This is a genomic window from Bradyrhizobium sp. SZCCHNR1053, assembly GCF_032381235.1.
Lineage (GTDB): Bacteria > Pseudomonadota > Alphaproteobacteria > Rhizobiales > Xanthobacteraceae > Bradyrhizobium.
In genome coordinates, this window is the sequence record NZ_JAUHJM010000001.1 from 347,593 (window position 1) to 360,827 (window position 13,235).

The 13,235-nt window shown below is 65.5% G+C and carries 12 protein-coding genes and 1 pseudogene; 5 read left to right on the forward strand and 8 right to left on the reverse strand.

Annotated features, from left to right (window positions below):
* The first annotated feature begins 28 nt into the window (after positions 1-28).
* Entirely contained in the window at positions 29-658 is a 630-nt protein-coding gene (locus tag QX051_RS01650) for an antibiotic biosynthesis monooxygenase family protein (protein WP_315774779.1), read from the forward strand.
* Positions 659-663: 5 nt separating this feature from the next.
* Here QX051_RS01650 and QX051_RS01655 read toward each other — a convergent pair whose 3' ends face one another.
* On the reverse strand, positions 664-1,248 hold the full coding sequence (locus QX051_RS01655) for a hypothetical protein (RefSeq protein ID WP_315737985.1): 585 nt from the start codon (positions 1,246-1,248) through the stop codon (positions 664-666).
* A gap of 76 nt (positions 1,249-1,324) precedes the next feature.
* Between QX051_RS01655 and QX051_RS01660 the strand changes: the two genes are divergently transcribed.
* A complete protein-coding gene (locus QX051_RS01660) occupies positions 1,325-1,873 on the forward strand; it encodes a DUF2975 domain-containing protein (protein ID WP_315774780.1) in 549 nt (182 codons plus the stop codon).
* A 6-nt stretch (positions 1,874-1,879) separates the two neighbouring features.
* Complete coding sequence (locus tag QX051_RS01665) at positions 1,880-2,116, forward strand: helix-turn-helix transcriptional regulator (protein ID WP_315757488.1); 237 nt, start codon at positions 1,880-1,882, stop codon at positions 2,114-2,116.
* A gap of 42 nt (positions 2,117-2,158) precedes the next feature.
* Here QX051_RS01665 and QX051_RS01670 read toward each other — a convergent pair whose 3' ends face one another.
* The 3 genes from QX051_RS01670 to QX051_RS01680 are packed head-to-tail and all read right to left on the reverse strand — an operon-like array spanning position 2,159 to position 6,951.
* Positions 2,159-3,802 (reverse strand): acyl-CoA synthetase, encoded by a 1,644-nt coding sequence (locus QX051_RS01670; RefSeq protein WP_315774781.1) that lies wholly within the window; start codon positions 3,800-3,802, stop codon positions 2,159-2,161.
* A gap of 28 nt (positions 3,803-3,830) precedes the next feature.
* Positions 3,831-5,897: a TRAP transporter large permease subunit gene (locus tag QX051_RS01675; protein ID WP_315775298.1), complete on the reverse strand. Its 2,067-nt coding sequence runs from the start codon at positions 5,895-5,897 to the stop codon at positions 3,831-3,833.
* Between the two features lie 34 nt (positions 5,898-5,931).
* Positions 5,932-6,951, reverse strand: coding sequence for a TRAP transporter substrate-binding protein (locus QX051_RS01680; protein WP_315737989.1), 1,020 nt, complete (start codon positions 6,949-6,951; stop codon positions 5,932-5,934).
* A 319-nt stretch (positions 6,952-7,270) separates the two neighbouring features.
* Between QX051_RS01680 and QX051_RS01685 the strand changes: the two genes are divergently transcribed.
* Positions 7,271-8,260, forward strand: a complete 990-nt coding sequence (locus QX051_RS01685; protein ID WP_315774782.1) for a hypothetical protein — start codon at positions 7,271-7,273, stop codon at positions 8,258-8,260.
* Between the two features lie 52 nt (positions 8,261-8,312).
* On the opposite strand, the pseudogene QX051_RS01690 reads toward QX051_RS01685, so the two are convergent.
* The 3 genes and pseudogenes from QX051_RS01690 to QX051_RS01700 form a co-directional block, all read right to left on the reverse strand.
* Positions 8,313-9,233: pseudogene (locus QX051_RS01690) on the reverse strand (ATP-binding cassette domain-containing protein); the annotation flags it as partial.
* An 86-nt stretch (positions 9,234-9,319) separates the two neighbouring features.
* Complete coding sequence (locus tag QX051_RS01695) at positions 9,320-10,045, reverse strand: site-2 protease family protein (RefSeq protein WP_315774783.1); 726 nt, start codon at positions 10,043-10,045, stop codon at positions 9,320-9,322.
* Positions 10,042-10,860 carry a DUF2167 domain-containing protein gene (locus tag QX051_RS01700; protein WP_315774784.1) on the reverse strand — a complete coding sequence of 273 codons (819 nt, stop codon included), beginning with the start codon at positions 10,858-10,860 and terminating at the stop codon, positions 10,042-10,044. Before QX051_RS01700 ends, QX051_RS01695 begins: the two co-directional genes overlap by 4 nt.
* Before the next feature lie 357 nt (positions 10,861-11,217).
* On the opposite strand from QX051_RS01700, the gene QX051_RS01705 reads away from it, so the two are divergent.
* The gene (locus QX051_RS01705; RefSeq protein WP_315774785.1) at positions 11,218-12,039 is read left to right on the forward strand and encodes a hypothetical protein; all 822 of its coding nucleotides are present in this window, start codon (positions 11,218-11,220) and stop codon (positions 12,037-12,039) included.
* Between the two features lie 69 nt (positions 12,040-12,108).
* Here QX051_RS01705 and QX051_RS01710 read toward each other — a convergent pair whose 3' ends face one another.
* A complete protein-coding gene (locus QX051_RS01710) occupies positions 12,109-12,996 on the reverse strand; it encodes a hypothetical protein (protein WP_315737997.1) in 888 nt (295 codons plus the stop codon).
* Positions 12,997-13,235 lie beyond the last annotated feature (239 nt).

Genomic DNA, 13,235 nt, shown 5'->3' on the forward strand with positions numbered 1-13,235 from the left:
TCGCGAACTAACAAGGAGCAGCCTTGCCATGCTGTCGCTGTTCTTCGAGGTCGAGGTCAAGCCAGGTCGGCTCGACCAATATCTGCAACTCGCCGCGGCGCTGCGGCCCGAGCTCGATGCGCTCGGCGGCTGCCTGTTCCTTGACCGCTTCAGGAGCCTGTCGCGTGACAATCTTATCCTCTCCTATCAGATCTGGCAGGACGAGGGCGCCATGACCGCCTGGCGCGTCCACGCCCATCATCACGACATCCAGACCCTCGGCCGCGACAAGGTGTTCTCGGACTATCGCCTGCGTATCGCCGAGTTGGTCCACGAAATCAGGCCAGGGCAGGCCGCCTGGCAGCCGGAGCGGCGCGGCACCTACAATGATCCGAAGCGGCGGGCGCCGACGTATGTGCTGGCCGTCGAGACGGCGAGGCCGCAGTTGGGCAGCGTGACCGACCTGCCGGTCGCGAGCTTCTCGAGCGTCTATCGCGAGGGCCGCTTCGCGCATCTCGTCGAGCTGCCGGACGAGGCCACCGGCCTTGCGCTGAGCAAACAATTGCTCACCGAGCCGGGTGCCGACAACATCCGTATCGTCGAGGTCACCCGCGACTACGGCATGTACGACCGCCGCGAGGCGCCGCAATATTACGCGGAGAAGACACGAGACGCGTAGCGAGCTCAGGTGGGGCAGCGCGGAATGCCATCGACCACGGCCTGATCAGGAGCAATCGAGCGCAGATCGACGTCACGTGCCAGCGTAACATAGTCGATGGTCTCCGATGTCCTCAGATAGGTCGTGAAGTTGATGGGGCCAGCCGGCAGCGCTACGGTGGTGCAGGCCTTCGGCGCGACCGAGATCGTGATCGATCCGCCACCGGCAGAGTTCTTTTCCGCCATCAGCTCGGCGCGAAAAGACTGTAGACGCGCCGTGTCGGCCTCCTCGAGGCGGTAGGCGTAGATGCGCGTGCCGGCTCCGGCCTCCTGCGCCAGAGCCGGGGGATCCGGAATTTCCCGCAGCACGAAGTCCCGCTGCTGTTCCGCGCCGCGCCCGCGTTTCACGGCAATCCTCAGCACCACGCCACCTGGCAGCGGCCGCAGACTCGTGGGCAGTCTCACGGCCGCGCGCAGCTGTGCGGGGTCGCTGGTCTGGAAATCGACCCGGGCCAGCTTGACCATTGAGGTCACCGGCATATGGCCACAACCAACAGCGCTCAACGTTAGTCCGATGGCCAGAACGAGCCGCTTGAAGGGATGCATGGGCATGAGGAGGAGCCTTCGTTTGACAGTCATTAATTATCGTAATACGATAAAATATTCACTGGTCAATAGGAGGCTCGTCATGGTGGACCGTGCGGATCAATCCCGTCGCCTGCGCCACTTCTCCCGGGTAATGGCCTGGATCACGGGGCTCGGCATCGTCTTGATCGCCGCCGCGACGTGTCTCGTCTTTGTGATTCCGGAGTGGACGAGAGGTCTGCTCCTGGCGCGCCTCGGCACGGCTGGCGCGGAGCTGCAAACCACGCCGGATCGCGTGCTTTTGGGCGCGGCGTTGACTGCGATCCCGGTCGGCGTGATGCTGTACGGGTTGTGGCAGGTGAGAGCCCTGTTCCTGGATTTTGCGGAAGGGATGGTTTTCACGCTGGCGACAGCGCGCCGCTTGCGCGATTTCGCCGTCACGGTCCTGGCGCAGGCCTTGCTCGGTCCGCTGTCGTCGACGGCCCTGCTGATCGCCTTCACCATCAGCAATCCACCTGGCAGCCGGCAACTCGGTATCGCGCTCTCGGTCAACGACTACATCGCGCTGATCGTTGGCAGCGTGCTGCTCGCCGTCGCCTGGGTCATGGCTGAGGCGACCCGGATCGCCGAAGAGAACGCCAGCATCGTGTGAGGCGTGATGCCGATCATCGTCAATCTCGACGTCATGCTGGCGCGCCGCAAGATGCGATCCAAGGAGCTCGCCGAACGCATCGGTATCACCGAGCAGAACGTCTCGCTCTTGAAATCGGGCCGGGTGAAGGGCGTGCGTTTCGACACCCTTGCGCGGATATGTGAGGTGCTGCGCTGCCAGCCCGGTGACATTCTCGAGTATCGCAGAGGCAACGAAGACACCACCATGCCGGAGACCGCATGAGCATGGCGCACGCGTGCGCCTCGCTCATGCGCATGTCTTGGCTTACGCCGAGATCGCCTTGGCCGAGTCGATCTGATTGCGCAGCAGGAATTTCTGGATCTTGCCCGTCGACGTCTTCGGGATCGGGCCGAACACCACGACCTTGGGCGTCTTGAAGCCGGACATGTGGCTGCGGCAATAGGCGATGATCTCGGCTTCGGTCGCCTCGGCGCCATCCTTCAGCTCGACGAAGGCGCAGGGCACTTCGCCCCATTTCGGATCGGGCTTGGCGACGACGGCGGCGAACAGCACGGCGGGGTGCTTGTAGAGGATGTCCTCGACCTCGACGGAGGAGATGTTCTCGCCGCCGGAGATGATGATGTCCTTGGAGCGGTCCTTGATGATGACGTAGCCGTGCTCGTCGAGCACGCCGAGATCGCCGGTGTGGAACCAGCCGCCGGCAAACGCTTCCTGCGTGGCCTTCTCGTTCTTGAGATAGCCCTTCATGACGATGTTACCCCGGAACATGACCTCGCCGATGGTCTCGCCGTCGCGCGGCACCTCCTGCATCGTCTCCGGATTGATCACCGTAACCGCCTCCTGCAGCGGATAAGGCACGCCCTGACGGCGCTTCAGGCGGGCGCGCTCGGGCGCGGGCAGGTCGTCCCAGCCCGGCTGCTCGGCGCAGACGGAGGCGGGGCCATAGACCTCGGTCAGGCCGTAGACATGGGTCAGCTTGATGCCGATGCTCTCGGCGCCTTCCAGCACGGCCACCGGTGGAGCGGCGCCTGCGATCAAGCCGACGACCGGCTTGTCGCGCTTGCCCTTGGGCGCGTCCGGCGCATTGATCAGCACGTTGTAGACGATCGGCGCGCCGCACATGTGGGTGACGCCGTGGGTCTTGATCAGCTCGAATATCTTCGTCGGCTCCACCTTGCGCAGGCAGACATTGACGCCGGCCGCCGCCGCCATGGTCCAGGGGAAGCACCAGCCGTTGCAGTGGAACATCGGCAGCGTCCACAGATAGACCGGATGCTGGCCGAGCCCGCCGGCGAGAATGTTGCTGACGGCGTTCAGATAGGCACCGCGGTGATGGGTGACGACGCCCTTGGGATTGCCTGTGGTGCCCGAGGTGTAGCTCATCGCGATCGCGTCCCATTCGTCCGCCGGACGGCGCGGCTCGAACAGCGGATCGCCCGAGGCGACGGCGGCTTCGTACTCGATCTCGCCGATGCGGCTGCCGCCGGCATAGGAGGCGTCGTCGACGTCGATCACGAACGGCTTTGCGCCGCTCATCAGCTTCAGCGCTTCGCTGATCACACCGGAGAATTCCGGATCGACCAGGATGATCTTCGCCTGCCCGTGATCGAGCTGGAACGCGATCGCCGCCGCATCGAGGCGGATGTTGAGCGTGTTGAGCACGGCGCCGGCCATCGGCACGGCGAAATGGACCTCGTTCATCGCCGGGATGTTCGGCAGCATCGCCGCCACCGTGTCGCCAACGCCGATGCCGCGGCCCTCGAGGTACGACGCGAAGCGCCGGCAGCGGTCATAGGTCTGGCGCCAGGTGAAGCTGCGGCCTTCATAGACCGTGCTGACGTGGTCGGGATAGACGGCCGCGCTGCGGGCCAGGAAGCTGAGCGGGGTCAGCGGCACGTAGTTGGCCGGCGTCTTGTCCAGACCGAGCTGATACTGGTTCGTGCTCATCACCACCCTCCCTCGTCATCTGAAGAGTTTACAGGAACCCGATCGAAATCCACGGAAAAATCGCAACGATGATGAGGCCGATGAGAAGCGCCAGCAGGTAGCCCCAGATCGGACGGATGCCCTCGGCGGGATCGACCCGGCCGATCGCGCAGGCGGCGTAATATCCGACTCCGAACGGCGGTGCGAACAGGCCAATTCCCATCGCCAGGATGATCACCATGGCATAATGCACCTCGTGCACGCCGACGGCACGCGCGATCGGAAACAGCAGCGGGCCGAACAGCACGATCGCCGGAATGCCCTCGAGCACGCTGCCCAGGATCGTGAAGGCGACGATCGAGACCGCGATGAACGTCGCCGGGCCGCCCGGCAGCCCGGTCATGGCCGCCGCCAGCGCGCGCGAGAAGCCGGACTGCGTCAGGCCCCAGGCCATGCCGGTCGCAGTCCCGATGATCAGCAGGATGGCGCCGGACAGCGCCGCCGTCTCGATCAGCATCGGCATCAGCCGGCGCCAGTCGAAGCGGCGATAGACCAACAGGCCCGCCAGCACGCCATAGACGATGCCGATGGTCGAAACCTCCGTCGCCGTCGCGACGCCCTCGACGACGGCAGCGCGGATCACGAAGGGCAGGGCCAGGGCAGGGAGCGAGACGATGAAGGCCTTGCCGATCTCGGCTCCGGTCGCGCGGCGGACGCCGCTCATGTCCTCGTTGCGGTAACGCCACCACACCAGCGCGCACAGCGTGATCGCCAGCACCACGCCCGGCAGCAGACCACCAGTGAACAGCGCCGCGATCGACACGCCGGTGACGGAGCCGATCGTGATCAGAACCAGGCTCGGCGGAATGGTCTCGGTCTGTGCGCCGGTGGCGGCGAGCAGGGCGACGAGATCGCCGGGCTTGGCGCCGCGCGCCTTCATCTCCGGAAACAGCACCGGCGCGACCGCGGCCATGTCGGCCGCCTTGGCGCCGGAAATGCCGGACACCAAGTACATCGCGCCGACGAGCACGTAGTGCAGCCCGCCGCGGACGTGCCCCAAGAGGCTCGCCAGGAACGCGACCATGGCGCGGGCCATGCCGGTCATCTCGATCAGCAATCCGAGAAAGACGAACAGCGGCACCGACAGCAGGATGAGATGGCTCATGCCCTCGTCCATGCGCCCGACCAGCACCATCAGCGGCGTGCGCGTCGTCAGCGCCAGATAGCCGAAGATCGCGAGCCCGAAGGCGAACGCGATCGGCACGCCGGCGAAGACGCACAAGCCGACCACGCCGACGAAGAAGATGATCAGGTTGAGGTTGCCGAGCGGCTTGAGCGCCGGCTGCGCCAGCCAGAACAGCGCGATGACAGCAACGACACACATGATCGCGCCTACGACCAACCTGTTCTGGCTGATGCGCGATAGCAGCAGGAAGGCAAACAGCACTGCCAAGCAGGTACCAACAGCCAGCGCCCCGAGCCAACTCGCCGGTTTGGGAAGCGGTAGCACCCACAGGTGAGGGAGCACATACCAGTAAAGCCCGATAATGACGGCAACCGATAGAATCGCGCCCAGGATTAGCCGGTGGTCGCCGCACCGCGCCAACCGCAGCACCGCAAACATCGCCATCAGACCGATGCCGATCGGCAACGCCGCCGCCCGCCAGATATTTGCGATCTGCAGCGCCGGTGTGGTGATAAAGCTTTCCTCATAGGCGTATTCATAGGCCGGCCAAGCCACCATCAGCAGGAATGCCAGCGCCGCGACGGTCGCCGCGACGTCCAGGAAGGCCCTTAGTCGAGGGCCCGCCATGGCGACGGCCGCCGTCATCCGCATATGCTCGGCCCGGCGGAATGCGACGACAGCGCCGAGCATCGCTAGCCACAAGAACAGGATCGAGGCCAGTTCGTCCGACCAGATCAGCGGCCGGTGCAGGCCATAGCGCGCGACGACGCCGGCGAACAGGATGACAACCTCGGCCACGACCAATAGCGCAGCGGGAATCTCCACCAGGAGACCCAGCCCCGCGTCGAGCGTATCCAGAAACGACCGGCGGCGAGGGGACTCGATGATCACCTCGCCGATCGCGATTTCCGTGAACTCGGCATGCGCCATGACGTCACCCGAACGCGCCTCAGCCATCAACCCGTCAGGACAGCTTGCCGACGGCCTTTTCCAAGAGCGCCCAGGCTTCATCGCCGTATTTGCCCTTCCACTCGGCATAGAAGCCGGCGGAGCGCAGCTTGTCGCGGAACGGCGCGACGTTGGGCTGATTGAACGTCAAGCCTTTCGACGCGAGCTCCTGCTGCAGGCCGGCATTGAGCTTGGCGACGTCCTCACGCTCCTTCACGGCGGCCGCATTGATGTGCTTGGCAACGATGGCTCGCATGTCGGCCGGCACGGCCTCCCAGGCGCGGCGGTTCGCCAGGAACCAGAAGCCGTCCCACATGTGGTTGGTCAGCGAGCAGTATTTCTGCACCTCGTAGAGCTTGGCGGTCGAGATGATCGCCAGCGGGTTTTCCTGGCCCTCGACGACCTTGGTCTGCAGCGCCGAATAGACCTCGCTGAAATTGATCGAGGCGGGCGCCGCCTCGAATGCCTTGAACATCGAGGTCCACAGCGGCGACACCGGCACGCGGATCTTGAAGCCCTTGAGGTCGTCGGGCCCATTGATCGGCTTGGTCGACGACGTCGTCTGGCGGAAGCCGTTGTCCCAGATCTTGTCCATGACCACCAGGCCGGCCTTGTTGATCTGGCCGCGCACGTAAGCGCCGAGATCGCCGTCCATGGCCTTCCAGACCGTGTCGTAGTCCGGGAACGCGAAGCCGATGCCGTTGATCGAGGCCGCCGGCACCAGGGTCGCCAGGATCAGCCCGGACAGCGTGAAGAACTCGACGCCGCCGGAGCGGATCTGGCTCAGCATGTCCGTGTCGGATCCGAGCTGGTTGTTCGGGAAGATCTGCAAGTCGAACTTGCCGTTGGTCTCGGCCTTGATCGCCGCCGCCATCTCCTTGGCACGAACGTTGAGCGGATGGGTGTCGGGCAGGTTGTTGGCGTACTTGTAGGTGAATTCGGCGCTCTGGGCGCGCGCCACATGCGGCGCCGCGATCCCACCCAGTACGGCTGACGCTGCGGAGGCCTTCAGCAGCGCGCGTCGTGACAGGCTCATGCTCGTTTCTCCCTGAGAAGCTTCTTCTTGTTGCATCCAGTCGCCGCATGATGGCGCGGTCCGAATCCCGCGACGTCAGCAGCGTCATCAGCGCTTATTGCAGCGATGAGCCGCAGCAGCAATATGCGGCGTTCGCTGCGGGCGCCTTGGCGCGGGTTTCAGGCGCCAATGGCGAGCGGCGATGGTCGTGCTCGCGACGCGGGCTGCAGGCTCGGTGCTACGGCAGAGTTTGAGGTGTTGGCCGCAAGTCTATGAATTCCCTAATCATATAAATATTCCATAATATACCTTATGCGAATTGCTTATGGGCGGCCCTGACGTGAAGAAGCCGCACAACGGCCCGCCCAGCGCACGTCGGCGCCTGTGCGAAATCGCCCCCGCCTTGTCACCCCGCAGTCTTCGTTTGGTCAAAGCCCGGAGGTCAAAAGCGCATCCTTCAGGATTGGGCACGGGCGTATCGCGAATGGGACCCGAAGACATGCCAGTTCAGTCGACGCCGAAGGAAGTTGATCCGGGTGATGTCGCGCTGCCGCCCGACGACGATATCTGCGAGGAGATCTATCAGCGGGTGCTGGCCGAGGTGCGCGCACGTATCGACCAGCGGATCGCCGCCATCGAGGCCCAGGCCGCCGCTGATGCAGTCGAGGCTGCCGACCCCGCTGCAGGCAGCGAGCCCGTGGAAACGCCTCCTCCGGCCCGGCGCCGGCCCGTATTGCGGGCGATGATCACGCTGATAGCGTCAGCCGGGCTCGTCGGCGCTGCCGTCACCCTGGCGCGGGACCATACCGAGACCATCACCTCCGTCACCGACCGGATCGAAGCGGCGGTTCAATCCATCCGGCGTGAGAACGCTCAGACGGTGAATCCGGCCGGGTCACCGGAGACGGCGGCGAGCGGATCGAGCGCGGCAGAGACGGCAGAGACGGCCCCTTCCTCGCCTTCACCATCCGTTTCGCCGACACCCGAGACATCATCAGCATCAGTATCAACGCGCTCCAGCGATCCATCCTCCGCGATGGCGGAGGCAACGCCGGAGCATGACATGCCGCCCGCTCCCGACCGGGACGTCGCGCCGCTGATCGAGAAGATCGCGCATGATGTCGCCGAACTGAAGAGCGGGTTTCAGGAGCTCAAGGCCAGCCAGGAGCAGGCCAACCGCGATCACGCCAGGGCGATCGAACAGCTGCAGGCGAGCCAGGACCAGCTCGCGCGCGCGTTCCGCGCAGCGAAGACCGAGCCGACGACCGTCGGCGCAGCGGCGCGCCTCGCGCCCCGGCCGCCCCAGGCGCGCCCGCCCCGTTTCCCGTAGCTCCGAACGAATGAGATCCGGGCAGGGAGCTGGGCACCCCTGCTCCTGTCCCTCAGAGATAGTTCGCCGCAGCCTCCGCCTCGAAGCGTTCCGGCGGGCCTTCCCAGACGATCTTGGCATGATCCAGCACGTAGACGCGGTCGGCGTGCGGGAGCGCGAAAGTGACGTTCTGTTCGCCGAGCAGCACCGTGATCTTGGTGGTCTCGCGCAGTCGATCGAGCGCCTTCGACAAGGTTTCCAGGATGACCGGCGCAAGTCCGAGCGTCGGCTCGTCGAGGATCAGGAGCTTCGGCTTCATCATCAGCGCGCGCGCGATCGCCAGCATCTGCTGCTCGCCGCCGGACAGCGTGCGCGCCAGCTGCGGCTGCCTCGACTTGAGGATCGGAAACAGCCCGAACAGCCATTCGAGCCGCTCGGCACGCTCGGTGTCGGGCAGCGCATTGCCGCCGAGCTCGAGATTTTCGCGCACGCTCATGTCGCCGAACAATTCGCGCGTTTCCGGACACTGCACGATGCCGGATCGCGCGATCTGCGCCGCCGTCCCGCCGGCAAGGCTGCGCCCTGCCCACTTCACCTCGCCCGAATACGGCACCAGTCCCGAGATCGCGTTGAACAGCGTCGTCTTGCCGGCGCCGTTGAGGCCGACGACCGAGACGAACTCGCCCTCGTGGACGTGCAGCGAGACGTCCTGTAGCGCTTGCGCCTTGCCGTAGAGCACGCCGACATTGTCGACCTGCAGTGCCGGCGTGACGTCCTTGAAGCTCGCTTCGGGCCGCGCGGTCGAGACCAGCGCGCCGCCGAGATAGACGCGGCGCACGGTCTCGTCCTGCATCACCTCGGTCGCCCTGCCCTCGGCGATCTTCTCGCCGAGATACATCGCGAGCACGCGATCGACCAGCGCCGACACGCTCTTGACGTTGTGATCGACCAGCAGCACGTCGCGGATGAGGTCGGAGAAGTCGGCGACCTCGGACGCTGAGGAAGGCCCATGTCCTCACGACGAGGCGGCGCCTTGACCTACATGAAGCTTCTCAACTGAAGCGGCGACCTCAACAGCACTCAGCCAAGCTGACGCAAGTGCCCAAGCATCTCGTGCACGTCGTAGGTCATGACGGCGAGAAGCGCCGCCAGCGCGAGATAGGTCCCGGCATATTCGAGCTTGGTCTGCAGCGTCGTACCGTAATAGGCGACGTTCTCGGGCGCGCCGGGATCGTAGCGCCAGGCCTTCATCAGTTGCGGGGCTGCGAGGATGGCGATGATGATCAGCATCGGGCTCGGCCGATAGAGCATCAAGGTCAGCAGCATGGGAACGCCAAGCAGCCAGATGCGCGGACTCAGCACGCTGGTGACGCGGCCGCCGTCCAGCGGCGAGATCGGCAGCAGGTTGAACAGGTTGAGGAACAGACCGGAATAGGCGATCGCAAGCAGCAGATTGCTGTCGTCCGATCGCGCCCACAGATAGACCGCAAGCGCGGCGGCGGTCCCGACCAGCGGACCGGCGAGTGCCACATAGGCTTCCGTCTCGACGTCGACCGGCTGCTCCTTGAGCGCGATCCAGGCGCCAACGAAGGGGATGAAGGCGGGAGCGCCGACGTTGAGGCCGCGCTGGCGCGCCGCGATGTAGTGCCCCATTTCATGGGCGAACAGGAGCGCGATGAATCCGGCGGCATAGCGCCAGCCCCAGATGCCGGCATACACGACCAGCGACAGCAGCATGGTGCCGCCGCTCATCGCGAGCTTGCCCCATTTCAGGCCGGAGAACAGGATCAGCAGGAGGGCTTTCACGCAGCTCCGCCGGCGTTGTCGTTGCGCGACTTGCGGCGGAAGAAGTTCATGACCGCAGCCCCGAACCCGATGACCGCGAAGATGATGATCTTGGCGAACTTCAGGACGAAGGCGCCGGCGAGCGCCAGCAGTCCGAGCTTCTTGGCGGCAACGCCGCCGACCAGCGCAAGCAATCCATATTCGGCGATCCGATCCGTGCTCGCGCTGAAATCCTCATAGCGCTTGCCGGCATTGTAGGAGAGATCGGACAGCAGCTCGTGCGCCACCGCCTTGTCCCCCGCGATCCGCTCCGAGCCGGACAGGAGGTTCAGGCTGAAATAGCCGTCACGCCCGAGCGCGTAGGTGTTGTAGTTGACGTTCTTCGGCGCATCGTCGGGCTGGCCCTTCTCCTTCGCGAGCAGCGACCAGACGAGACGATGCGTCGTGGCATCGTAGGCCGGCGGCTCGACCCAGCCGACGACGGCCATTTCCGGAAATCCGCGCGCCGCACGGTCCTTGTTCGCCTCCTCGGCGCCGGCGCGAAGGTTGCTCAGGAGATCGTCCGCGTTCCAGTTCTTGGCGTCGTCGTCTTTGATGTAGCCGTCCTTGATGTGCTTGATGACCACCATCCAATCGTCGTTCTGGCGTCTGCCGACGACCAGCCCGACGAAGGTCACGTCGTTGACGACGTTGCCGAGCGCGCGTAGGACCCGCAGACCTTCGCTCTTCGGCACGTAGAAGTAGTCGGCCGGCAGCTTCAGCGTGCCCTGATCGATCAGCACGATGTCGCTTGGTCCGTCGGTGCCCGCCTGGCTCGCCGCCTGCCAGGCCGCCATCAATTCAGCCTTGCGCGTGGCCTCATCCGCTGGCGCGGCCTGCACGTGAACGCTAAGGACTACGAACGCTGCGCACAACACTGCGCGCGCAATGACAATCAAGCTTTGCACCGGCCCCAATCCCCAAAAACATCGGTCGGATAGTACCTCGAAGGCTCGGCGGTGCGCAACCAAGGGCGGATTCAAGCCTCTCGAAGCGATCTGCTGGCGCTGCAGCGAGGGAGAGATGGTCCGAAAAGGCCCCCTCCTCGTCACGACGCTGTCTTGCTTTCGGCCAAAGCGGCGGGTCGAGTCACGTTTGAAAATTCAAAGAGAACAGCGGCGTCGGCGGCGGGCTAAGGGGTTTGGGGATCAGCAATGCAGTCCACACAGAACGTGCAACAGATTGATCAGAGCGAGATCGGCCTCGCCCCGGAGAAGCCCGAGAAGGCAAGCTACGATCAACTGTACCGGCGGGTGCTGCGCGAGGTGCTGACCCGGATCGATACGCGGCTCGCGGCAATCGAGAAGCCGGGTGTGGCGGCGGATGCGGCGGCGGCGAGCACGAGCGAGGCGACAGGCAGCGGGGCCAGCCGCTGGGCGCGGATGAAGGCGCCGCTCGGCAAGCTGCGCGGGCGCAACGCCGTTGGCCTCGCTCTGCTGGTCGTGCTGGTCGGTGGCTCCGTCGCCTGGTCGCAGCGCGACGCCGGCACCTCGCTGATGGACCGCTGGATGCCGGGCGCCAGCGAAGCGTCGCAGGATGAGGCGTCGGTCCAGCAGGGCAGCGAGGATGCCATGATGTCGAATGCCTCACTGAGGGGAGCGGAGGACACCACCGGCGCCCGTGAGCCGGGAACGTTGATGCAGAGGATGGCGCGCGACATCGCCGAGCTGCAGCAGGGCATCGAGCAGATCAAGTCGACGCAGGATCAGGCCAGCCGCGATCACACCCGCGCCATCGAGCAACTGCAGGCCGGCCAGGATCAGCTGATGCGACTGGTGTCGCGGATGACGAACCAGGCGGTGCAGGCACGCGGCACTGCGGTCCCCCCGGGCCCGCCCCAGCAGATCATCGTGACGCCGCAGCAGCGGACCACGACGGGAATGGCCCGTCCGCAGCCGGCGCAGCCGCAGGGCTCGACGTTCGGGACACTCTTTACCCGCAACACCTCGGGCATTCAGCCGCCGATGCCGCGTTGATGGTGTGATCGGCAGCGGCGATCGGTGGCGGTCTTGGCCGCCGCCGATGCACCACTTTCCGATCGCTCCTTACGAGCAGGTGTGAACGCGCCCGTCGTAGCCCCGATAGGTGCCCTTCTCCGCGTCATAGGTGCGGAAGCTCTTGCAGCTGGCACCACCCCTCTTCGCCTCCCGCTTCATTTCGCTGTTCGTTTGGCTCTTGGGCTTGCGGGCGCGGTGCTCGCGTTTGGCGGGCTTGGCGTCGTCCTCGGCATGGTGATGCGCTTGGCCGTGCCGTTCGGGCTTGGCTGACGTGGTTGCGGTGTTCTGCTTCGCAGCCGCCTTCTCCGGCGTGGCCGCGGGAGAAGCTGCGGCCGGCGGCTCGGATTTCTTGGGCTCGGCCGGCGCCGCCGCGGGCTTGCTCTCGGCGGCCTTCTCCTCGACCTTCTCCGATGCGGGCGCGTCCTTGGCGACGGCAGCGGGCTGAACGGCCAGAGTGGGCTCTGCCGGTTTCGACTCGGTCACGGCCGGCTTCTGGCCGACGTCGGTGCCGGAGTTCGGTTCGACCTTGGTCTCGGATTTGGCCTCGGCCGGCTTGCTCTCGGCCGCAGCATCCGTCGCGGCTTTTTCAGTCGATGCCTTGTCCGCCGGCGGCTGGCTCGCGCTGTCTGTGGCCTGAACGGGCTTGGCGTCCGCAGCGGCTGGCTCGCCGGGCTTCTCGGCCGTCTTCTCAGGCTCGGCCGCAGGCTTGCCGGCGGCATCCGAGGGCTGCTCGGCGGGCCTGGTTTCAGCGACCGCGGGTTTCGGCTCGGACTCTGCGGGCTTGTCGGCCGTCGGCGCGGCAGACTGCTCCGTGGCGGGCTTGGCCGCATCGTTCGCGGCTCCCTGAGCCCAGGCGCTGGAGCCAGCGATCACTCCGAGGACGCAGAACAGAACGCCGGCGCGGACGGCTGGCGGACAAACAACGGAAACTTGCATGCTGGAAAACTCGCTTGAGGGGCCGGCAGATTGCCGGTTTACGTCATCTGCAGCCAGCTTTCGCCACGAAAACGGCATGCGCGCAAAAGAGTCGCACAAGGTGTGCTTTCCGCATCATGAATTTGCAATCGCGGCGTGAAGGCCGGCGTGCCGACACTCAATGCGCCGGATGCCGACGGCACATTGGCCGCCTGAATGGCGCGGACTGCGTCCGGCTGGACCCCGGGTGGCGTCGCGGC